22 protein-coding genes are annotated in these 21,546 nt (G+C 67.1%); 9 read left to right on the top strand and 13 right to left on the bottom strand.

Annotated elements, in window-relative coordinates:
- Positions 1-106 precede the first annotated feature (106 nt).
- The gene (locus H8F27_RS12950; RefSeq protein ID WP_197148545.1) at positions 107-307 is read left to right on the top strand and encodes a hypothetical protein; all 201 of its coding nucleotides are present in this window, start codon (positions 107-109) and stop codon (positions 305-307) included.
- Here the strand turns inward: H8F27_RS12950 and H8F27_RS12945 are convergent.
- From H8F27_RS12945 to H8F27_RS12915, 7 genes are all read right to left on the bottom strand, one after another.
- Complete coding sequence (locus H8F27_RS12945) at positions 304-618, bottom strand: hypothetical protein (protein WP_197148544.1); 315 nt, start codon at positions 616-618, stop codon at positions 304-306. The two genes, H8F27_RS12950 and H8F27_RS12945, sit on opposite strands and share 4 nt — an antisense overlap.
- Before the next feature lie 37 nt (positions 619-655).
- Positions 656-2,428, bottom strand: coding sequence for a DEAD/DEAH box helicase (locus H8F27_RS12940; protein WP_197148543.1), 1,773 nt, complete (start codon positions 2,426-2,428; stop codon positions 656-658).
- A gap of 269 nt (positions 2,429-2,697) precedes the next feature.
- Positions 2,698-3,063 carry a phosphomannose isomerase type II C-terminal cupin domain gene (locus tag H8F27_RS12935; protein WP_231596270.1) on the bottom strand — a complete coding sequence of 122 codons (366 nt, stop codon included), beginning with the start codon at positions 3,061-3,063 and terminating at the stop codon, positions 2,698-2,700.
- A gap of 29 nt (positions 3,064-3,092) precedes the next feature.
- A complete protein-coding gene (locus tag H8F27_RS12930; protein WP_197148542.1) occupies positions 3,093-4,658 on the bottom strand; it encodes an ATP-dependent RecD-like DNA helicase in 1,566 nt (521 codons plus the stop codon).
- The gene (locus H8F27_RS12925) at positions 4,655-8,341 is read right to left on the bottom strand and encodes a UvrD-helicase domain-containing protein (protein WP_197148541.1); all 3,687 of its coding nucleotides are present in this window, start codon (positions 8,339-8,341) and stop codon (positions 4,655-4,657) included. Before H8F27_RS12925 ends, H8F27_RS12930 begins: the two co-directional genes overlap by 4 nt.
- Entirely contained in the window at positions 8,338-11,601 is a 3,264-nt protein-coding gene (locus H8F27_RS12920) for an exodeoxyribonuclease V subunit gamma (protein ID WP_197148540.1), read from the bottom strand. Before H8F27_RS12920 ends, H8F27_RS12925 begins: the two co-directional genes overlap by 4 nt.
- Positions 11,602-11,624: 23 nt before the next feature.
- Positions 11,625-12,284: a metallophosphoesterase gene (locus H8F27_RS12915; RefSeq protein ID WP_197148538.1), complete on the bottom strand. Its 660-nt coding sequence runs from the start codon at positions 12,282-12,284 to the stop codon at positions 11,625-11,627.
- Positions 12,285-12,385: 101 nt separating this feature from the next.
- Here H8F27_RS12915 and H8F27_RS12910 point away from each other — a divergent pair, with 101 nt between their 5' ends.
- Positions 12,386-12,712 (top strand): hypothetical protein, encoded by a 327-nt coding sequence (locus tag H8F27_RS12910; RefSeq protein WP_197148536.1) that lies wholly within the window; start codon positions 12,386-12,388, stop codon positions 12,710-12,712.
- On the opposite strand, the gene H8F27_RS12905 is transcribed toward H8F27_RS12910, so the two are convergent.
- Positions 12,709-13,032, bottom strand: a complete 324-nt coding sequence (locus tag H8F27_RS12905) for an MgPME-cyclase complex family protein (RefSeq protein ID WP_197148535.1) — start codon at positions 13,030-13,032, stop codon at positions 12,709-12,711. The genes H8F27_RS12910 and H8F27_RS12905 overlap by 4 nt on opposite strands.
- The gene (locus H8F27_RS12900; RefSeq protein ID WP_197148529.1) at positions 13,029-13,778 is read right to left on the bottom strand and encodes a pyridoxine 5'-phosphate synthase; all 750 of its coding nucleotides are present in this window, start codon (positions 13,776-13,778) and stop codon (positions 13,029-13,031) included. The genes H8F27_RS12905 and H8F27_RS12900 overlap by 4 nt, the downstream gene beginning before the upstream one ends.
- A gap of 178 nt (positions 13,779-13,956) precedes the next feature.
- Between H8F27_RS12900 and H8F27_RS12895 the strand changes: the two genes are divergently transcribed.
- Genes H8F27_RS12895 through grxD form a run of 4 tightly spaced genes read left to right on the top strand, consistent with a single transcriptional unit; the run spans position 13,957 to position 15,807 of the window.
- Positions 13,957-14,637, top strand: a complete 681-nt coding sequence (locus tag H8F27_RS12895; RefSeq protein WP_231596269.1) for a 1-acyl-sn-glycerol-3-phosphate acyltransferase — start codon at positions 13,957-13,959, stop codon at positions 14,635-14,637.
- 56 nt (positions 14,638-14,693) lie between these two features.
- A complete protein-coding gene (locus H8F27_RS12890; RefSeq protein WP_197148527.1) occupies positions 14,694-15,206 on the top strand; it encodes a hypothetical protein in 513 nt (170 codons plus the stop codon).
- Between the two features lie 39 nt (positions 15,207-15,245).
- The gene (locus tag H8F27_RS12885; protein ID WP_197148525.1) at positions 15,246-15,479 is read left to right on the top strand and encodes a BolA family protein; all 234 of its coding nucleotides are present in this window, start codon (positions 15,246-15,248) and stop codon (positions 15,477-15,479) included.
- Between the two features lie 4 nt (positions 15,480-15,483).
- Entirely contained in the window at positions 15,484-15,807 is a 324-nt protein-coding gene (gene grxD, locus H8F27_RS12880; protein WP_197148523.1) for a Grx4 family monothiol glutaredoxin, read from the top strand.
- Between the two features lie 7 nt (positions 15,808-15,814).
- Here grxD and H8F27_RS12875 read toward each other — a convergent pair whose 3' ends face one another.
- Positions 15,815-16,081: a DUF6761 family protein gene (locus tag H8F27_RS12875; protein WP_197148521.1), complete on the bottom strand. Its 267-nt coding sequence runs from the start codon at positions 16,079-16,081 to the stop codon at positions 15,815-15,817.
- A gap of 167 nt (positions 16,082-16,248) precedes the next feature.
- Here H8F27_RS12875 and H8F27_RS12870 point away from each other — a divergent pair, with 167 nt between their 5' ends.
- The gene (locus H8F27_RS12870) at positions 16,249-17,004 is read left to right on the top strand and encodes a response regulator transcription factor (RefSeq protein ID WP_231596676.1); all 756 of its coding nucleotides are present in this window, start codon (positions 16,249-16,251) and stop codon (positions 17,002-17,004) included.
- Between the two features lie 28 nt (positions 17,005-17,032).
- Here H8F27_RS12870 and H8F27_RS12865 read toward each other — a convergent pair whose 3' ends face one another.
- Both H8F27_RS12865 and H8F27_RS12860 read right to left on the bottom strand, forming a co-directional pair.
- Positions 17,033-17,527, bottom strand: a complete 495-nt coding sequence (locus H8F27_RS12865; protein ID WP_197148518.1) for a hypothetical protein — start codon at positions 17,525-17,527, stop codon at positions 17,033-17,035.
- 38 nt (positions 17,528-17,565) lie between these two features.
- Complete coding sequence (locus H8F27_RS12860) at positions 17,566-17,850, bottom strand: hypothetical protein (RefSeq protein WP_197148516.1); 285 nt, start codon at positions 17,848-17,850, stop codon at positions 17,566-17,568.
- Positions 17,851-17,908: 58 nt separating this feature from the next.
- On the opposite strand from H8F27_RS12860, the gene H8F27_RS12855 reads away from it, so the two are divergent.
- Together H8F27_RS12855 and H8F27_RS12850 are read left to right on the top strand one after the other, a co-directional pair.
- Entirely contained in the window at positions 17,909-19,306 is a 1,398-nt protein-coding gene (locus H8F27_RS12855; RefSeq protein ID WP_231596268.1) for a glutamate decarboxylase, read from the top strand.
- On the top strand, positions 19,306-19,956 hold the full coding sequence (locus H8F27_RS12850; protein ID WP_197148514.1) for a MarC family protein: 651 nt from the start codon (positions 19,306-19,308) through the stop codon (positions 19,954-19,956). The genes H8F27_RS12855 and H8F27_RS12850 overlap by 1 nt, the downstream gene beginning before the upstream one ends.
- 16 nt (positions 19,957-19,972) lie before the next feature.
- Here the strand turns inward: H8F27_RS12850 and crtH are convergent, their stop codons facing one another.
- Positions 19,973-21,535 (bottom strand): carotenoid isomerase, encoded by a 1,563-nt coding sequence (crtH, locus tag H8F27_RS12845; RefSeq protein ID WP_197148512.1) that lies wholly within the window; start codon positions 21,533-21,535, stop codon positions 19,973-19,975.
- Positions 21,536-21,546: the final 11 nt, after the last annotated feature.

The following is a 21,546-nucleotide window of genomic DNA, read 5'->3' as shown; positions in this document are numbered from 1 at the left end:
TTCATGGAGAATTATGAAGCGCTTCTGAAGAGACCATTTAGGCCGCCGACCAAGACCCCGATCGTGCTCCATTGTCAGCGAATCCTGATTCAGAGGGAGCCCCAAAATGCAAGCCCCCGTCCCCTGGAGCCTCGCCTGGCGCGAAGATGGCGAATTGGCAATCCAGGATCGCTTTGACCTGCTGCAGAGCTTGGTTAGCAGTGAAACTGCCGCCAACCAGTGCTCTTTGATTGCCGCCGTCGAACGCCTACCCATGGCAGAGCTCTCCAGCCTTGGCCTTGGCAGCCTCACCAGGCTCTGCGCTTAGTTGATGGGCCCTGGACCTGGCTGCGGTGAGGACATCCTCACCGAGCGCAGGTCCGGCGGACGCCCGCAGGCCTCGTTGGCCTCTTCCACGTCACTTCCCTGGGCGACCTTTCCGGCCACACAGTCGCAGGTGCGATCGATCAGGGCCAGCGAGAGGATCTTTCCCTGTTGCTTGAGATCGGCCTGATAGGCAGAGAGACAGAAGGCCTTCACCACCTCGGCCAGGCTGGTGGCCCGACTCTCGCTCCCACTGGCGAGCAGCCCCAGCAGGAGCAAGCCAAGGGGGGCCAATCGCAGCAGGGGAGGACGCATGGTGGGTGGAATGGTGGGAGCAGCCCCGACCTTGCCCTTAGCCCTGCAGCCGTGAGAGTTGCAGCGGTTTGTTCATGACCCGCAGCTGGCGCAGGCCTTGGAACACGTCTTCGGGCATTCCCTTGGGCAGGTCGACGGTGCTGTGGGTGTCGAAGATCTGAATTCTGCCGATCGAACGACCATTCAGACCCGCTTCATTGGCGATGGCACCCACGATGTTGCCTGGCTTGATCCGGTCTCGCCAGCCCACCTCGACGCGAAAGCGCTCCATGTGATCTTCCGGCGGACCCGAAGGCCGCTCCCCACGCCCGCGGTCCCGCCCCCCCTCACGGCCAACCCCCAGATCGCGGCCGCCATCGCGCCCCGGCCCGTTCTGGCGCACCTGATGGAAATTTTCCTCACCCTGGAGCAGCAGGGGTTTGCCGGCCAAGGCCAGCTCCAGGGCAGCCAGGGCCAACTGCTCGGGGCTGGAACCCTGCTCCTGGGCCACCCGCTGCAGAATTTCGCTCAGCAGGGCCCTTTCCTGCTCACTGCTCTCGGGGGTCTGGAGGCAGCCGGTGAGCTTGGCCCGCATGCGGTCAAGCCTGTTCTGGTTGATGGTGGCGTTGCTAGGCAGCTCCATCTCTGCGATCGGTTTGGCCACGACCCGCTCCAGCCCACCCAGAAAGCGACGCTCCCGCGGTGTAAGAAACAGGATGGCGTCGCCGGTGCGGCCGGCCCGGCCGGTGCGGCCGATGCGGTGCACGTAGGCCTCCGCATCGAAGGGGATGTCGTAGTTGATTACCAGGCCAATGCGCTCGACATCGAGCCCGCGGGCCGCCACGTCGGTGGCCACCAGCACATCCACCTGGCCGCTTTTGAGCCGTTCGATCGTGCGTTCCCGCTGGGCCTGGGGCACATCGCCATTGAGCACTGCCACGTCGTAACCATGCTGCTCCAGGGACTCAGCCACGGTGATGGTGATCGCCTTGGTGCGGGCAAAGACAATGACGCCTTCACTGGTTTCGGCTTCGAGTACGCGCTCCAGGGCGGCCAGCTTGTGGGGAGCATGCACCATCAGAAAGCGCTGACGGATGAGGCTGGCATCGGCAGCTTTCTGCCTGATTGTGACCTCGGCAGGGCTGTTGAGGTACTTCTGGGATATGCGCCTGATTTCGGCAGGCATGGTGGCCGAAAACAGCACAACCTGGCGTTTTTCAGGCAGTTGTTCCAGCACCCATTCGACATCGTCGATGAAGCCCATGCGCAACATCTCATCGGCCTCATCGAGCACCAGGGCCCGCAGATTGGAGAGGTCCAGGGTGCCCTGGCGCATGTGATCCATCACCCGACCAGGGGTACCCACCACGATCTGCACACCGCGCTTGAGCTGGTGAATCTGGTCGCGGAAATCGGCGCCGCCGTAAATCGCCAGGATGCGAACCCCATTCAACTGGGAGGCATAGCTGTTGAAGGCGTCGGCCACCTGGAGGGCCAGTTCCCGGGTTGGGGCAAGCACCAGCACCTGGGGCTTGCGCTCGGCTGGATCGAGGCGGGCCAACATGGGCAGGGCAAAGGCCGCCGTCTTGCCAGTGCCGGTCTGGGCCTGACCCACCAGATCACGGCCGAGCATCAGCTCGGGGATGGCGGCCTTCTGGATCGGCGAAGGCTCCCGGTAGCCGATGGCCTCTAGGGCCTGGAGGAGTTCGGAGCCAAAACCAAAGCAGCCAAAGCCCTGTTCTGCAGGGGGATTGACGGCTGCGGCTGGGTTGGCAGCCGCGTCAAGGTTGGCGGGGCAGGGTGAACTGCTGCCGCTGGAAATTTCAGTCACTGGATTTAATTGGGCCTGGTGAAGCAGGGCTTGGGAAAGCTCTGGCTGGGAAAATCCTTGAACGCAGGCCGGCAGAAACCCAACGAAGGCAACGATTACTGAGCTGATGATCCCGAGCAGGCGCGCACGCGGCTAGCCAACTTGTTCAAACCTTTCAGTGTTACTTGCCCGCAATTAAATTAATAAAACTGCCCTGCCCTTGAAAAAGGCTAGATTCATACTTTATCACGATCGCCGTCCCCCTGGCCGTCCCCCGACCGCCCAGCAGATCAGATCCGCCCAAAATCGTCGGCCAGCCTTTCGATGTCGTTTTCGCTGAGCCACTCGCCCCGCTGCACCTCGACGATCTCCAAATCCCCATGGCCGCCACTGGCCCGGTGCAGGGCCCCCTGGGGGATGAACACGCTGGTTCCCGCGGCTGCGGCGATCAGTTCATCGGCCACCTGTAGCTGGCCATCGCCTGCCACTACGACCCAGTGCTCGCAGCGGTGCTGGTGTCGCTGCAAGCTGAGCCGCTGGCCGCGGCGAATCAGGAGCCGTTTCACCAGATAGTGCTCGCCGCTGGCCAGGGATTCATACCAACCCCAGGGGCGCTCGACCCTTCCACCTGGGCCAGGGATTTCGGTTGTGCTCACCAAATAACTTTGGCGGGGCGGGGCGGCTGTTAAAAGGGGGTGGTAACCGGCGTGATCAGGATCGCCAGCTGCCTTGCCCTGGTGAGGGCCGTGTAGAGCAGGCGTTGCTGGGGCCGGCCGGTGGCGGGCATCAGCACCCACACCTCCTCAGCCTCACTGCCCTGGGCCTTGTGCACCGTGAGGGCCAGGGCCGGCTCGGCATCCGGTAGCTGGGCCGGGTGGATCCAGAGGGGCTCGGGGCTGCCCGGGTTCGCAAACAGCAGCCGGCGCTCGCCGCCATGCTCCACCACCAGGCCCACATCGCCGTTGGCCAGGCCAAGGTCCACCAGGTTGTGGCGGCAGAGCACCGGTGTGCCGAGGGGCCAGTGCTGGGGCGATCGGGTGGCGGCTTCCCCCAGCAGGGCCTGGTGGATGGCCCCGACCCCCCAGCGACCGCGGCGCAGCGGAGACATCACCAGGCAGCGATCGAGGGCGCCCAGCAGGGAGCTGGTGGCAGAGGAATCATTGGGGGCCCAGTGGCGGCAGAGCTGCTCGAGATCCAACTGGTGGCGCCGCAACCGCTCCAGCAGGGCTGCTGGTAAGCAGTGGGAGGGCGCCTGGAGCCACTGCAGGTTTGAGTCGGCTGGCGCCGGGTCCAGCATGCGGGCCAGCAGGGGCTCGAGCGGCTGCTCCCCCTCCCGGAGCGCCGCCGCTACGGCGGCGATACGGCCGTTGTTGCGGTAAGTAGTGCGCAGCTCAATGGCGGCGCTGCCCAGGGCGAGGCGACGAGCGGGCTCCTGCAGGTCGAGCAGCACCGAGCCTGGACCCACCGGCGGCAGCTGGGCCCCATCGCCCACCAACACCAGCCGGCAGCTGGCTGGCAAGGCATCCAGCAGGGCCTGCATCAGCGGCAGATCCACCATCGACACCTCATCCACCACCAGTAGGTCGAGGGCCAGGGGGTTGTGGCGATTGCGGCCGAAGCGATCGCCCCGGCTCTCCAGTAACCGGTGCAGGGTGCTGCAGGGGAGATGCAGGTCTGTGCCCGCCAGGGCGGCGCGCAACCGGGCAGCGGCCTTGCCGGTGGGGGCGGCCAGCTGGAGGCGACTGGCCGGCTGTTCGGCCACCAGCGCCACCAACATGCGCGCCACAGTGCTCGTCTTGCCGGTACCCGGGCCGCCCTCCAGTAGCACGAGGCCCTGCTCCAGCACTGCCCTGACGGCCAGTTGCTGATCAGGGTCGAGACCCTCCAGTTGGGCTGCGGGAGCTGCCCCGCCACCGGCCTCCAGGGGCCGCTGGGCCCGCTCGATCAGCTGCTGCAGCACCCCTTCCCGCTGGCGTTGCCAGCGGCGCCACTGCAATCGCCCATCCGTCATCACCAGCGGGCCATCGGGCTCGGCGGCCAACGGCGATCTGGCCAGGGCCTGTTGATGGAGGGCACTGGGCACGGCAATCTCCAGCTGGCCCTCGGCCAGGGCCGTGGCCAGGGCCCCGATCAGTTCGGCCACCAGGGGATCGGGTTTGCAGCCGTGCAGCCGCGGCAGGGCTTCCCCCAGGGCAGCTGCCAGGGCCTGCAGCCAGCGCGGTTGCTCCTGGGCTGGGGGCGAGCTGCTCATGCTGGCCCCCCCAGGTTCTGGTCTAGCTGCAGCAGCCGCGCCAGGGGCGGGCGCTCCAGAAACACTCCCGGCACCGCCCCCGCCTCGGTGGCACCGGGAACCCCGCGCAGAAATACATAGGCATAGCCGCCGAGGTGGAGCTGGGGGCTGTATCCCGGCAGACGCCAGCGCAGGTAGCGGTGCAGGGCCACCAGATAGAGGTGGGCCTGCAGGGGGTAGTGGTTGGTGGCCATCAACTCGGCCATGGCGGCGGCGCCGTAGTGGCGTGGACCGCAGTGGAGGGGCTGGCCCTGGCCATCTCGCTCGCCCAGCCAGTTGCTCTTCCAGTCGGCCACCCACCAGCGCTCGCCATGGCGAAACACCAGGTCGATCGAGCCGGTGAGGAAGCCCTGGCTGGCCAGCTCCAGCCGGGCCAGCTGCTCGGCGTAGGCGCCCCCGAACCAGCCCTGGGGGTGGGCAGCGAATGGACTCGCCAGGGAGCTGGCCCGCACCAGGGTGATGGGCAGGTCGAAATTCATCTCGTTGAGGCGCTCGGCCTGGGCCAGCTGGGCCAGCTGGAAACCCCCCAGCTCCCCGCCGAAGGGCGTGGCCAGCAGCTGCTCAAGGCCGAGCAGCACCGCTTCGTTATGGAGCGCGGCGATACCGGCCCGCTGGAGCTCCCTGGCACAAACTTCGCTCTGGTGGGCCACGCTCTGGCGAAAATCGATCTGCTCGAGGATCCGGTGCAGGCAATCCCCGGCCTGGGCGCCCCTGGGGAAGCTGGCCAAAGGGCCGTCTTCTGTCCAGGCCAGGGGGCCCGGGTCATCTCCGGGCTGGACTTCGAGCTCCATGGCCAGGGCATCGGTTTCCCGGCCCTCTTCGAGGGCGTCGGGGGCGGCGCTGTGGCTTGCCTGGGTCCAGCTGGTGTAGCTGCTCCGCCCCCAGGTGGTGTCGAAAGGCGCCAAGGGCACCGGGCCCCGCTGCAGCGGCTCGGCCGCTAGGGGGGCGCAGGCCTGGAGGGGGGCGCCGCTGGCGGCGGGGGGATCCACCAGGGTGAGCTGCAGCTGGCGGCGAGCGATCTCCTGCTCCAGCAGCTCTCGCCACTCGCCATCGCTGCGGCCCCCGTAGGGATCCTGGTGGGCAGAGGGGGGATCGTCCTGGTCAAAGAGCCAGGGGTGGAGGGGGTTGCCCTGCTGCCCCTGGGCCGGGCCCCAGGCCAGCACGAGCAGCTGCTGGGCCCTGGTGGCGGCCACATAGGCAAGGCGCTCCCGCTCCTGCAGTTCGGCCTGCAGCTGTTGGTCTCTGGCGGCATGGCCCGTACCCCAGTGACCGTTCAGGTGCAGGTCCAGCAGGGGATCACCGCTTTGCGGAGGTGTCCAGCGCACCCCGAGTCGCTGGGGTCCCTGGCTGCCGCCGGGGGCCTGCCACAGGTAGGGACAGATCACCACCGGATATTCCAGCCCCTTACTGCGGTGCACGGTCACCACCGACACGGCCGCATCCACCCCATCGCTATGGGGCTGGTGGGCGTCGGGCACGGAGCGGTCGGGATCGAGCCGCAGCCGCCGCAACCAGTCGGCCGCCGCAGCCGCCCCCAGCTGGTCTGAGTGGATCCGCTCCGCTACCAGCTCGCCGCACTGCTGCAGATCCGCCAGCACCCGCCCCCCCAGGGAGAGCCGGGCCAGCTGCCGCTGCTCCAGCAGGCTGGCCAGCACGCCGAGTAGCCCCCGCCGGGGCAGCTGGGCGGCGAGCTGGGCCAGGCGAGCGGCCAGGCTGCTCCATTCGTCCTGACTGGCTTTGGCAATCTGGGTCGCACTCCAGCCCAGCAGGGGCGATGCGGCCAGCAACCGCAGCCGCTGGGCCCGGCCGGGCTCGGCCAGGGCATCCAGCAACCGTTGCAGGGCAGTGGCACCGGCACTTTCAAACACATCCCCCTGGCTCACCAGCCGGCTGGCGATGCCACAGCTTTCGAGGGCGCCCCGCAGGGCTTCGGCCTGGCGATGGGTGCTCACCAGCAGGCAGATGGCGTTGGCGTCGAGGCCCCGCTTGAGCAGGACCGTGATGAAGCTGGCGATTTGGCCGGGCAGTTGCCGCTCCAAGCTGCTGCGGCTTGGCGGTTTCTGCCCGGCCCGGCGCTGGCCGCCAAGCCAGAGCAACTGCAAGGGGGCTTGACCCTCAGGCAAAACCAGGCCGCTCCGAGTCACTTTGGCCTGCACCGGGGGTACGGGCAGGCCGCTGCGGCGCAGGCCCGGCCGCATCAGCCCGTTGAGGCCTGCGATCAGGGCCTCGGTGGAGCGGTAGTTGTCGGTGAGGCTGCTGATGCCCCCCCCGGCGATGGCGGCCTGGCGGGCCCGCAGGTAGGTGGCCAATTCGCCGCCGCGAAAGCGATAGATCGCCTGCTTGGGATCGCCCACCAGCACCAGCCGGTGCCGCCCGGGCTGGAACGCCCGCGAGAGGATTCGCCACTGGATCGGGTCGGTGTCCTGAAACTCATCGACCAGGGCCACGGCGTAGCGCTGCCCCACCACCTCCAAAAGGGGGGTGCTGGCCTGCTCGCCTGGATCGAGGCCCTCCAGCAGCTGGGCGAAACCGAGCCGGCCACTCTGGCGACGGCGCCTGTTCAACTCGGCCCGGCCCCAGTGGCAGGCATGCAGCAGCAGGGCCTCCGCCGGCCCGTCCAGCACCTGGGCGATTGCCTCCAGCAGGGGGCGCTCCGGCAGGGATGGCCGCTCCCCTTCGATGCCGCGAGCCAGCTTGAGAAAGGCACCCGGGTGGAAGTAGTCGCGTAGCAGCCCCCCGGCGCCGCCGCCGGCCGTAGCCCCATAGTCACCGCCGCTGGGCTGGGCGGCGATCCAGCCGTCCACCAGGGCGCAACGGTCCTTGGTCGGTCGGGGGCTGTAGGGAGTGGTGGATTTAATTCCCAGGGCGCGCCACTGGCCGGCGGAGCAGCAGAAAGCCGCCTCCAGGGCGCGGCCATGGTCGCCCCAGAGCCGCTGAAAGCGACACCAGGCCCCAGCCCAGAGGGCTTCGAGCTGGGGGGGCAGGGGGGCATCAGCATCGATTTCTGGCGGCAGGGGCTCCAGCTGGAGGGCCGGGTCGCCATCGAGTTGACGCAGCAGGCTCTCCAGCCGCTCCGGGCCACCCAGCCGCTGCTGCAGCCCAGCCAGCAGGGTGCTTTTCAAGGGCAACACCTGGCGCTGCCAGTAGTCGTGGGCCACCTGGCGCACCAGGGTGCCGTTGTCGCTTTCGAGCTGGAGCTCAGGGGGCAGGCCAGCCTCCAGGGCCTGGCGCTGCAGGCTGCGGCGGCAGAAGCCATGGATGGTGGTGATGTCGGCGGCATCGAGCTGCTCGAGGGCGAGCAGCAGCCGGGCCCGTAGGGATCCCGCCCGGGGCCGCTGCCGCTCCAGCCACTGGGCCAGGGTGGGATCGGGGGCCTCCAGCTGCGGATCATCCAGACAGGCCAGGGCCAACTGCAACCGCTGGCCGATGCGGTCCCGCAGTTCGGCGGCGGCGGCATCGGTGAAGGTCACCACAAGCAGCTGACGCAGGCTCAGCTCGGCCTCGGCCACGTAGCGCAGCACCAGTTGGGCCAGGGCGAAGGTCTTGCCGGTGCCGGCACTGGCCTCGAGCAGGCGGATGCCCGGATCCAGCGGGAAGGCGTTGGCCTCAAAGGGTTGCTCGGCCAGGGGAGGCAGCGTCGTCATGGCAGCTGCTGGCGCAGGGGAGCCAGTAGCTCCTCTGCCTGGGCGGCCACCACCCCACTGGCCAGCAGGCTGGCACCGCTGAGGTCGCTGCCGAAACAGAGGGCCTGTTCCGGTTCCTGGCGTTCGCCACGGAGCTGGCCGGGGCCCCGCTGGCCGGAGCCCTCCCAGGTCTGGATGGCCTGCTCCGGCCCCTTCTCGAGCAGGGCCCAGCCGGTCTCAGGCGGCACCGGCCAGCAGCGATGGCGCCACTGCTGCCGCAGGGCCTCCAGGCGCTGCAGTTCCCGCTGGGCGAAATCCCTCTCCGGCGCCAGCAGGCGCAGCGCCACGCCGAAGTCACGCTCGCCGCGGGCAACCACCACCCCGCCGCTGGGGTCCTGGTCGGCGGCGGCGGCCAGCAGCAGCGCCAGCCACAGCTCCAGCCGGTGGCGGCTGCGGGGCTTGGCCGTATGCAGCACCAGCAGGGAGGAACCTCGCCACAGCAGCTCCTGATGCCAGCTCTGCCACTGGGCCTGGTCCCGGTGCTCGGGCCCCAGGGCCTCCAGGCTGGCCTGGAGGCTGCGCCAGCGTTGGCTCAACACACCGGCCTCAAGCTCACCGGCCGCCAGGGGCGGCAACAGGCCCTGGCCCCGGTGCCGCTCCAGCCAGGTGGCGCTATCGGCCAGGTCGATGGCGATGTTGTTGGGGTTGGGGTTGGCGAGGGCCTGGCGCAGCAGGGCAGCCCGGCCCCGTTCATCGAGGCTGAGGGGATCGAGGTCATCGAGCCGCTCGGCCCACTCCCGCGGCCGCAGCCCCAGCGCTTGCAGCCAGGTGGCCTGGGGGGCGAGCAGCCAGTCGCGCAGGTCGGCATAGGAATCGCTCCCCCGACTGGTCTCGGCCGCTGGAGGGTCCTCAGCTGGGGGCTCGCTGGCGGCCAGGGGCTGGGGGGGGTCAAGTCCTGCGGGCTGGTCCAGCAACAGGCGGGCGCGGAGCAGGCGCCGATCACAGCTGCCCGGCGGCCGCCCAGCCAGCGGCTGGAAATTGGCCCGGTCAAGGGGGTTGGCGGGGTGGTCCACCAGCAGGCGGCTGCCCTTACAGGCCAGTTGGCCCTGGAGCCACTCAAGCCACTGGCGCACCGGGGTGGCAGGCGGCAGCTCCTCGCCGCTGCGGGGGTCCCGGCTGTTCCAGCTCACCAGCAGGTGGTCCCGGGCCGAGAGCAGGGACTCCACCAGCACGTAGCGGTCCTGGTCGGCGGGATTGGGGTCGCCGAGACGGCGCTGCTGCTCCAACAGGTGGAAGCCGGGCCGCTGCTGCTGCCGCGGATAGACGCCCGCATCGAGCCCCATCAGCACCACCACCCGGTGCGGAATCGCCCGCATCGGCTCCAGGGCACTGATGGTGAGGGCGCCGCTGCGGTGGCCGAATCGGCCCGAATCGGCCGCCAGGCTCTCATCGAGCACGGCGGCCACCACCGCCGCCTCCAGCTTCAGATCGCAGCCCGCGGCGGCCTGCTGCCAGTCGTCGATGGCGGCCAGCACCAGGGGCAGCTCCCAGGCCTGGGCCCCGCCCTCCCCAAACAGGTCGACCAGCAGGGCCCGTAGACAGCTGTTCCAGCGATCGCAGTGGCGGGGCCGCCGCAGCTCCTTGAGCCAGTGGCGCAGCCGGGTGAGCAGGTGCAACCAGCGGCCCACCAGCTCCACACTCTCACCGCAGGCCAAAGGGGCGGTTTCGGCCGGGGCGAGACCGGGTTCCTCCGGCAGCACCAGGCCGAGCAGCAAGCGGTCAATTGCCCAGGCGAGGCTGCCGCCCGCCAGGCCGCCCCGCTCCTCGGCATCGAGGCCCCAGCGGAAGCCGCAGCGCTGCAGCAGCGGATGGAGCGCTGCCATCTCAGCCCCACTGAGCTGGAAGTGGGCCTGAAGGGCAGGGCTCTCCAGCAGGGCTTCCAGGGCCGATGCGGTGAGCCGTTCTCCGGCCAGCGCCAGCAGCGCCAGCAGGCTGCGGCTGAGGCTGGCCTCACTCTGCTGGCTACGGTCGGTGAGACGCCAGTTGAGGCTCACGCCGGTGGCGTCGCCATCGCCGAACACGGCCGCCACCAAGGGCGCCAAGGCATCCACCTGGGGCGTCATCACCAGCACGTCCCTGGGCTGGAGGGTGGGGTCTGCGGCCATCAGCTGCAGGATGCGATCGCGCACGATCTGCACCTGGCGCAGGGGGCCAGGACAGCGGTGAAACTCCAGGGAGCTGTCTGCCTCAGCCAGCTGCAGCTGGGGTTGGCCAGCCGGATCCACTAATTGTTGCTGCAGCTGATGCAGCAGGGGCGCAGGCCCCGGGCCGTGATGGCCGGCGGCGGGAGCCACAAACAGATCCTTCTCCTGCCCCTGGCCCAGCTCGCTTTCGCCGCTGCCCTCGAGCAACTGCTGAAATTCGCCGCCCAGGCGCCCGAAACGGGCCTCCATCCCAGAGGCCTGCAGCAGCCACTCGCCATCAAGGGGCTGACGCAGTGCGATGGCATCGCTGAGCAGCTGGCGACGACTGGTGCAGCGCTGCCACAGGTCGCGGCAGGGCGTGAGCAGGTAGAGATCCACCTGGGTGTGGAGGCTCAGGGCCTGAAGCAGCTGCACCTGGATCGGCGCCAGGCTGCTGAGCCCAAAGAGGCGCAGGGGGTTGGGCAGCTCCGCTGCTGCCGCCGGTCCCTGCTCCAGCAGGGCGATGGCGTCAAGCAGCCGCAATCCGAAGGGTTTCACCCCCAGGAGGTCACGCAGCTGCAACAGCAGCGACCGCTGCCAGGCCTGCTCGGGCGCACTGGCCTCGCCGGCCCACCAGGCCGCCAGCAGGTCAGGGCGGTAAAGGCCCGCATCGTCGAGGGCGTCGGCGATGCTGCGGGCCAACTGCCATTGGGCCCGATCGAGTTCACCGCTGCGGCCCTGGCGGCAGCTCCACCAGTGGCGCAGGGAGGCGCCCTCGGGCTGCTCCATCAGCTCGGGCAGCAGGTTCAGCACCGGCCACACCAACTGGTTGGCCCGCCAGGGATCCCGGTCGCCGGGGGCATCGGCCAGCAGCCCATTGACGATCCGGCGCAGCTGGCTGCCTGGAAAGGGATAGCGGATGTTGGCCGAGATGCCCCCGAGGTTCAGGGCCAGTTGCTCGCCGAGCCAGCGGCTGGTGGGCCAGGTGTTCACAACCACCTGCACCTCGTCGAAGGGGCCCGGGGGGTTCAGCCGCAGCTGGGCGGCCAGAAGTTCGGCCAGATGTTCTGCCCGGTTGCCCCGGAAGACGGTGAGCAATGGCTTGGCTCAGCGGTGGGGGATCAAGGCAGGCAGCTCTGGAGCTGCTGGCTGAAGCTGCCGAACTGGCCCTGCTGCAGGCCAGGAACGGAACGGACGGCGCCGGTTTCCGGACAGTAGGCCGAGAGCTCGCCGCCGTAGCAGGCGCCGGTGTCGACCATCACGATCTGGCCGAGGCGCCGCACGTAGGGGCCAGGGGTGTGGCCGATCACCACCTCACCGAAGCGGCCGTCATAGGCCTGCCAGAAAGCCATGCGGATGCTGAGGTCGACCTGCCAGGTGGCGGGATCGAAACCGGCGTGGGTGGCGAGCCAACCCGGGCCGCCGTAGGTGCAGGGCAACTGGGCAAGCCGCTCCTGCCAGATGCGGCAGTGACGATCGCCAAGCTGGCGGTAGGTGTCGGAACCGGCCAGGGCCCGGTGGGCAAACCAGTCGCCCTGGTTGAGGGCGGCCACCAGGTCGGCCTCGTGGTTGCCCTTGAGCCACACGGCCCGGCCCGATTCCACCAGGCCCCAGGCCAGCTCCATGGTGCGGCGAATCTGGGGCCCGCGGTTGATTACATCCCCGCAAAGGACGAGGCGATCGCCGCTCGGCAATCGGGCTACCAGTCGTTCCAGGGAGTCGGCGCAGCCATGGACGTCCCCGATCACCCAGTGGTGGCAGGTCCGTGAGGGGGACGTCATCGGTCCATCGCGTTGGATCCAGTCTCGCCCGATGACCGTCCGCTTGTCAGCCCCCCCACCGGCCATCGCTGGTACGGTCGCAGCAGCGAGCCGCTAGCCCAATGAACCCAGCGTCGTTGTCGGTGGTTCAGCGGGTCAATGCCCTTGTCAAGGCCCTCAATGGGGCCAAGCGCACGAATGAAGCCCTGGCCCGCTGCCGCAACGGTGAGGAGATGCTGGATGTGCTGCTGGACGCCTCAGCCAGATTGGGCCTGGGATTGAGCCGTCAGCAGCTGGCCAACACCCCCCCGATCCGCGACTGGGTGTGGTGGAAGAACAAGGAGGCCCTGCTCACCATCGGCGACAACAAGCCCCGCTACAAGCAGGACGGGCAGCAGGAGAAAGACGGCGACCCTGGCCCTCGCAAGCGCTTTCTGGGCCTGTTTTAGTTGGCTCCGCCGGCGAGGGGGTCGGCGATCGAGGCACTGGGAGCTTCGAAGCGTCCGCACACCACGTATTCCAGCCGCAACTTTAAAAACGTGATGAACTTCTCGTCCGTGGAAACCACGGCGGCCGCTGGACGGGGCACGGCGGCGGCCAGGGATTCGAGCTCGGGGGCTTGGAGAAAGGCCGGCCGTTTGACCAGCCAAAAATCGATCGCCTTGCCCTGCTCGCCGTAATGGCGCGTGCGCTCCCGCAACACCTCCTCGAGGGGCTCCTCGACGGTGAGGAATGGTTCGCTGGCGGCGATGAAGTGATATGTGCTCATGGCTGGCGGCTGCCGAACAGGGGATCGTGGCGCGGATTCTGAACCAGGGACTTCATCTGGCGTACCGCCTGCTCCAGCCCCACGGCAAGGGCGCGGGCCACGATGGTGTGGCCGATGTTGAGCTCCTCCATCCCTTCAATCGCCGCCACTGGTTCCACGTTCTGATAGGTGAGGCCATGGCCGGCATTGACCCGCAGGCCCAGGCTGCGGGCGATGAAGCTGCCCTCGCAGAGCCGGGCAAGTTCGCGGGGCTGGTCGGCCCAGCCTGCTTCGGCGTAGGCGCCGGTGTGGAGCTCCACCCAACGGGCCCCACTGGCAGCACAGGCCTCGAGCTGGACCGCCTCGGCATCCACAAACAGGCTGACACCGATACCGGCGTGCTGGAGCCGCTCCACCATCGCCCCCAGGGGGCCGGGCTGGCCAGCCACATCCAGGCCCCCCTCGGTGGTGACCTCCTGGCGTTTCTCCGGCACCAGGGTGACCATGTCGGGCCCGATCCGCAGGGCGATCGCCTCCATCTCAGGCGTCGCGGCCATCTCCAGGTTGAGGCGAGTGCGCAGCGTCTGGCGCAGCAGCTCCACATCGCGGTCCTGGATGTGACGGCGGTCTTCGCGCAGGTGCACGGTGATGCCATCGGCACCGCCGAGCTCAGCCAGCAGGGCGTAGCTCACCGGGTCGGGCTCCAAGCTGCGGCGGGCCTGGCGCACGTTGGCGATGTGGTCGATATTGACGCCGAGGCTGGCCATGGGGGGGAGAGGCTGGGGAAGGGCCCGGCGAGATCCTATGGATGCCACCCCCGCCCTCCAGCGCCCAGCCAAGCAGGACGCCCCTCCAACTGCCCGCAGCGGCTTCGGGTGAGCGTCCAGGCCCTCTAGCGTCGTAAAAATTCCCATTCCTCCGTTGTTGGCGGTGCAGTCGGGCCCAGTGGTTTCTCCCCGGGAACGGGGCCTGTGCAATGGCATCAATCCCTGGCTGGCCCCCCTGGCGATGGTGGTCAGCCAGGACATAGCCCTGAAACTGTTTTTCAGCCAGGTGCTCGTGCTGGGCCAGGAGCACCTGCCCAGTTCCGGCCCGGTGCTGCTGGCCCCCACCCACCGCTCCCGCTGGGATGCCCTGCTGCTGCCCCACGCAGCCGGGCGCCGTGTCACGGGCCGGGATTGCCGCTTCATGGTCACGGTGGACGAGATGCGAGGGCTGCAGGGCTGGTTGCTGCATCGCCTGGGCTGCTTCCCAGTGCATCAGGGCAGGCCCTCCATGGCGAGCCTGCGCTACCCCTTGGATCTGCTCTCAGGTGGCCAGCAACTGGTGGTCTTTCCAGAGGGCCAGATCCAGCGGCAAGAAGCCCCCATACACCTGCACCAGGGCCTGGCCCGGCTGGCCCTATTGGCTGCCGCTCAAGGGGTGGCCGTAACGCTCGTTCCAGTGGGCATCGCCTACGACCATTCGCCGCCCCGCTGGGGTGGGCGGGCAGCGCTCTGCTTCGCCCCCCCCCTGGCGATCGGTGCGGGCGGGAGGTCCGCGGCGATCGCCTGCACCGCCCAGCTAGCCCAGGCGATGCAGGCGGCCGAAAGCCAGGCCCGCGGAGCCCTTGAACTCGCCGCCTAGAGTTGGATCGATTGTGATTGCTGGCTGTGCGGAGATCGACCCACCTCTTCTGCGTTATGGGCCTGGCCCTGACGGCCCTGGCCACCCTCCTGGCCCCAGTTGCGGTGCATGCCCAGCAAGAACCCCAGAGGGCCCTGGAATCATCTGCCAGCCCGTTCAGCCTCGACGGGGTCAGGGCCCTGCTGGCCCGTGGTGATGCCGCCGCTGCCAGTGGCAATCTGGCGGAGGCTCGCAAGTTTTACGACCAAGCCCGCGATGCCTCTCGCCGGCTGCTGGGCTTCTACCGCGACCTTAGCGGTTCATTCCGCGGCCTCGATGCCCGTATCCCCCGAGAGATGGACCAGAAGGGACGTGAGACCCTTGAAGCCATGGCCCAGGCCAACCTGCGGCTGGCCGCGGTGTTCCGCCGCCAGAACCAGCCCGAGGTGGCAGTGCCCCTATTAGTAGAGGTGGTGAAGGTGATGACGCCGGCCAATCCAGAGGGACGCAAGGCCTACCAGAGCCTGGTGGAAATCGGCTTTGCCGCAAGCCCCTACACGGCCGGGGCAGCTGCGTCACCGGGCGGCTGAGCCCCTTAGATTCCAGAACTTCGCCGCATTGATTGCTCGATGGTGCATCCCGACCAGGTGAAGGCCGCCATCACCCTGGCCATGCCAGATGCCTCCGTGGAGGTCGAAGATCTCACCGGCGGCGGCGACCACCTGCAGGTCACGGTGATCTCCTCGGCCTTCAGTGGCCTCACCCGTGTCAGACAGCATCAGCTGGTCTACGGCGCCCTGCGCCAAGAACTGGCCAGCGAAGCAATCCACGCCCTGGCCCTGCAAACATCCACCCCCGCCTGATTCCATGGACGCCCCTACCCGCCAACGCATCGAAGAGCTGCTGGCCACCAGCCCGGTTTTCGTGTTCATGAAAGGCAACAAGCTGATGCCCCAGTGCGGCTTCTCCAACAACGTGGTGCAGATCCTGCACTCCGTTGGGGTGCCGTTTGAAACCTTTGACGTCCTCACCGATGCGGAGATACGCAACGGCATCAAAGAATTTTCCGAGTGGCCCACCATCCCCCAGGTTTATGTGAAAGGGGAATTCATCGGTGGCTCTGACATCCTGATCGAGATGTACAACTCCGGAGAGCTGCGCGAGACCCTCGAGGTTGCCCTAGCCAGCTGAGGCCGCTTCAGCGACGCCCCGTTTCGTAGAGGATGCGGGGGTCTCCGTCCGGCCCGACAAAGCTGGAAGGATCCATGATCCAGCGGTCGATCAGCTCCTCGAGTCGTCTTTGGCTGAGCGGATCGAGCACCGCAGTGCGTCTCAAGGCATGCAAATAGCCGTCTGCATAGAGGCGCAGCTCGGCAGGGCTGTGGAAGCGGTGGGCCAAATCCTGGCAGGCATCACACAGGGATTGGAAGTGGCGGATGGCGTCTGGATGCTGGAGCGCGGTCATGGGGTCAACAGCCCTAGGTCCATTCTGCCCCCCTAGGCCAGCAGGTGCGAAGCGGGGTTGGTTGGGGCACCCCCACAGCTGATTCGCACCTTCCTCGGCCACTTCCATTACCGTAGAAGTGCCTGAGGTCGTACACCATCAGCTCCCCAACTCCGCCAGTTCCAACCATTCAGCAGGGTCCCCAGGCTGGAAATCAGCCCCAGAGGGTGCTTGTGGTGGATCCCCATGCCACCCTGCGCACGGTGTTGGCCCAGCGCCTGCGTCAGGATGGCCACCTGGCTGCGGCCGTGGCGACCGCCCGGGAAGCCCTGGAGGTCTGTCAAGACCAGTCTCCGGATCTGTTGATCAGCGCCGAACTGCTGGATGAGAGTTCGGCCCTGCGGCTGGCGGCCCAGCTGCGCTGTCCCGTGATGGTGCTCACGGCCCGCACCGGCTCTGAGCCGGTTGTCACCCTGCTTGATGCGGGTGCCGACGACGTATTGCGCAAGCCCTTTGGCCTGGAAGAACTGGCCGCCCGCTGCCGCACCCTGCTGCGTCGCAGTGGCAGCGGCCTGCAGGAGAGGGTCTGCGTCGGCCCCTTGGAAGTCCATGTGCTGCTGCGCCAAGTCACCCTGCGCGACCAACCTGTGGAGTTGAGTCCGCGGGAATTTGCCCTGCTTTGTGCACTGCTGATGCCCCCCGGAGTGGTGCGCAGTCGCCAGGAGCTGTTGCGAATGGCCTGGCCTCCGTTCAGCGGTGGGCCCCGCTCGGTGGACACCCAGGTGCTCACCCTCAGGCGCAAACTCGAGCAGGCCGGCCTGGGCGAGGGGGGCGGCATCGAAACCATGCGCCAACAGGGCTATCGCTTCAGCCTCGAAACCCTGCCAGAGCCAGCTGCTGCCGAAGAAGAGCCCGCCCGCCAGCCCCTTAATAGCCTCGCCTGATCAGCCTGGTGTGATCAACCTGGTGTTATCAACCTTGCGCCAGGGCAACTACCAATTCCCCCACGAGCATGGCGCCACTGAGGACTGCCAGTAGCTGGTAGGTCCAGGGCGGACTGATCCGGCCAATCGAGCCGGTATCAAGGCCGGTGGCCTCGGAGAAACGACCAAGAAAATCCTCGAAGCCAGCAACCCGCTGGGGCAGCAGGTAGGCAGCTCCGTCAGTTGATCGCACGTAGAACACCCGGCCCCCCTGGCTCGTGGTCACCGGCGTGAGAGCCCTGATGGCCGTCCAGGGCAGGTTCCAGCCCCGGCGCAGCAGCCAGGCGCACCAGAGCGGATGGCCAACGCGGATACCGCCATCGCTGAGCTCAACCTGCTCGCTGGTGGCCGCGAACACCAGAACAAATCCGAGCGGCAGGGCCAGCCAGAGGGCTCCCCGCACAGCGCCGCTGGCCAGCAGCGGCAAGGGGGCGACCAAAGCGAGGTAGAGGCCGATCAGGGTGAGCCGGATCAGCGGTGCCATCGGGTAACTAACGGGGGTTGCTGGGCCCAGGGCTGAGTTCATCGATCCTCGGGCGAGCCGGGCAGGGGTTCGATCAGTTCGGCAGGCTGGTATTGGCCGGTGAACACCTCCTGCTCTCGGCCCTTCCAGAATTCGCCGAGTCGCATCAGATCGGCATGGGCCTCCTGCAGGCTGGCCAGGTAGGCATCCGGATCCATGCTGTCCTTGGCCTCCTTGAGCTTGGTTAGCCGCAGCAACTGGAGCATCCAAGGCTTGGCGAGCTCACCGCGCTGCTCTAGGTAGCGAGCCAGATCTGCAGAATTGGGTGGGGGGATTCCGGGCATACCTGCCAGCCTATGCAGCCAGGCCTAGGTTGCGTTGCCCCCTGCCTACGCCTGATCGGTGAGCCTGCCCAATCGTCCAGCGGGTTTGGATCTGAACTCCGAACTGGGCCATCGCTTCTCCCAGCTGAATCTGCCAACCCAGATTCCCCGCGATCAACTGGCTGAATCGGGCCTGGGGGCCGATCTGGCCTATCAGTTGGTGCACGATCACCTGATGCTGGATGGCAACGCACGGCTCAATCTGGCCACCTTTGTGGGCACCTGGATTGAGCCCGAAGCACTGCTGCTGATGCAGGAGTGCGCTGAAAAGAACATGATCGACAAGGACGAATATCCCCAGACGGCGGAGCTTGAGGAGCGCTGTCTGCGGATCCTGGCGAACCTCTGGCATGCGGAGAATCCCGACCAGACCGTTGGCACCTCCACCACGGGATCGAGTGAGGGCTGCATGTTGGGTGGCATGGTGCTCAAGTGGCACTGGCGCCAGCGGCGGCAGGCGGCGGGGCTGGATGACCGGCGCCCCAATCTGGTGATGGGCTCAAACACCCAGATCTGCTGGGACAAGTTCTGCGCCTATTTCGATGTGGAGCCCCGTCTGGTGCCGATCACGCCCCAGCGGCTCCAGCTCAACGGCGAGGAGGCTGCGGCCCATTGCGATGGGAACACGATCGGCGTGGTGGGCATTCTGGGCAGCACCTTCGATGGCAGCTATGAGCCCATCGCCGAGATTCAGCGCTGCCTGGATGAACTTGAGGCGCGCGATGGTCTGGACATCCCGATACACGTGGATGCGGCCTCCGGTGGATTTGTGGCACCCTTCAACTCGCCCGATCTGCTCTGGGATTTCCGCCTGCCGCGGGTGAAGTCGATCAATACCAGCGGTCACAAGTACGGCGGGGTGCTGCCCGGGGTGGGCTGGGTTCTGTGGCGCGAGCAGGCAGCCCTGCCAGAGGAGCTGCGCTTCAACGTCAACTATCTCGGCGGCCAGATGCCCACCATTGGCATGAACTTCTCCAGGCCGGGTGCCCAGGTAGTGGCCCAATATTTCAATTTCCTCCATCTGGGCCACGCTGGCTACAGCCAGCGCATGGCAACTCTTGAGGCGATCGCCTGTTATCTGGCCGACTCGATAGCCGCGCTTTCAGCCTTCCAGCTGGTGAGCCATCCCCTTGGCCAGTTACCGGTATTTGCAGTGCAATTGGATCCGGCGATTGAAAATTGGTCCGTATTTCAATTGTCTGAGAAATTACGCGCCCGTGGTTGGCAGGTGCCCGCCTACACCATGCCCGCCGATTGCACCCAGATGGCGGTGTTGAGGTTTGTGGTGCGGGCCGGCTTCAGCCGGGACATGGCCGATCAGCTGCTGAATGACATTCGCCGGGCCGTCCAATGGTTTGATGGCCTGTCCGCCCCCCTGCCCGAATCCAATCAGGATGAGCAAGCCTTTCATCACTGATGGAACCGAGCACCTTTCAGCACTACTTGATCGGTCTGCTGGCAATCGGCAATAACGTTTCGGCAATTGGTGCCTTCCTGGCCCAAACCCACGGCCTGCCTCGCGCCAAGGTCAAGCGCATGATCCTGATCACCAGTGGGGCCTGCCTCGCCATGCTGGTGCTGTTCATGTTGGTTGGCACTGCGGTGCTGGATTTCTTCGGGATTTCGATAAGTTCCTTTCAGATTGCCGGCGGCCTGCTACTCGCCGGCGTGGGGCTTGAGATGATGAAATCACGCCAGCCCAGTGCCCTAGATATCAAGGCAATTGAAATCAAAGACCAGGCCTATTGCGGAAGTGATGCCCAGCTTTACGCCTCTGCTGTGGTGCCGATTGCCATCCCGCTGACGGTCGGCGCCGGCACATTTTCGGCCGTGATTCTCTTCGCCAATCTGGCCGATCAAGCAACAGCCAAGTTGAATTTACTTGCCGCAATCGCAGCCCTAGTACTGGTAAATCATCTGGTGTTCAGCTTCAGCACGCGAATTGTGCGATTTGCGGGTGAGGCGGGCCTCAGCATATTCACCAAGATCATGGGTCTGTTCACCCTGGCAATTGGAGTTGAATTCATCCTGCGGGGGCTGGGCACCGTCTACCGCCAGCTGCATTGAGCCCGAGGCCATCCCCTCAGGCCGGCAGGCGCCAGGGATTGAGGCCCAGGTCTGCGCCGATCCGATGGGCGCAGGCGAAACCGCTGAAGGCAACCGCATTGAGCCCCTGGCCAGGAAAACAGGAATCCCCCACGGCGTAGAGGCCGCCGATGCCCGTGCGGTTGAAGGGCATTGGCAGCAGCCCCGGCAGCCGTAGCGCCGGGATCGGCCCGTAGCTGCCGCCCATGCGCCCCAGAAAGCGGCGGTGGCTGCGGGGCGTGCCCACCTCCCGGTGGCGAATGGCGCCCCTGAGTCCCGGCAGGATCGATTCCAGGCGACCAATCAGCCGATCGGCGTCGGCCTGTTTCTTGGCCCGGTAAGCCGATGGGCTGAGCCCCTGCCAGTGCTCCATGGAGCTGGGGGTGAAGCTGTGGAGGATGTGGTGGCCGGGGGGGGCCAGCGCAGGATCCAGCAGGGTGGGCATCGACACGAAGATCACCCTCTGCTCAGCCTCCATCTCCTCCCAGCGCTCAAGCAGCAGGTGATGGCAGTGGAAGCCAGCGGGCACAAGGGCAGCATCGATACCCAGGTGCAGGGAGAGAAATGATGGCGAGGGCCGGTAGCGCCGCCGCCAGGTGGTTTCGGCCGCCGGCGTATGGGCCCCATCTACGAGGGTGGTAGCTGGGGAACCCTCGCCCGCGAAGGTGTCCCAGCGGGTGGCATTGCTAACCACGCGGCGGGCGCGGATGGTTTCGCCGCTGGCCAGCTGCACCCCAACGGCCTGGCCGTTTTCCAGCAGCACCTGGGAGACCCGGGCCCGGTAGCGAATGGAGCCACCATGGCTTTCGAGCCCCGCCACCAGCTTGGCGGCGATCACGCCCACGCCACCTTTGGGGTAGTTGATGCCGCCGGCATGACGATCGGAGAACACCATGCCGGCATTGATCATCGGTGTGAGATCGGCCGGCATCACGCTCCAGCAGAAGCACTCCATATCGATAAACTTGAGCAGGGCCGGATCACTGATATGCCTGCGGGCCACGTCGCCCACGTTCACCGGCAGCCAGCGGGCCAGCCCCAGGCAGGCCAGCGGTGCCCGGAAAAAAACCTTGGCCAGATAGGCCGGATCCTCCAGCGACAGCAGCGGCATCGCGTCGAGGCAGCGAAACACCTGCCAGCAGGCGTCATAGAAGGCGCGGATGCCCTTGGCCTCGTGGGGGAAACGGTCCGAGAGGTCGGTGATGAAGCGCCCGTAGTCGCGGTCGACCGCCACATTGAGACCACCGGGCAGGTGGTATTCGAGCTGGGCCGGATCGGGGATGGTGTCGCAGTGCTGACCCACGTCGGCCAGGGCGCGGGTGAGCAGGTTCGTATGGCCCTCCTCGCCGAAGCCGAAGATCATCGAGGCGCCCACGTCAAACGTGTAACCGGCGCGCTTGAAGCTGCCGCCCGACCCGCCTGGAATCAGGTAGCGCTCAAGCACCAGCACCTTGGCCCCCTTGGCAGCTAACTGGGAGGCTGTGACCAGGCCGCCGATGCCGGCGCCGATCACAATCACATCCCAGCTGGCGCCGGTAAGGGGTGCAGGACTGGAGTTCACCGGTGCAAGGG

This window comes from Synechococcus sp. CBW1108, assembly GCF_015840335.1.
Taxonomy (GTDB): domain Bacteria; phylum Cyanobacteriota; class Cyanobacteriia; order PCC-6307; family Cyanobiaceae; genus Cyanobium_A.
This window is presented reverse-complemented; position numbering and strand designations above follow the sequence as displayed.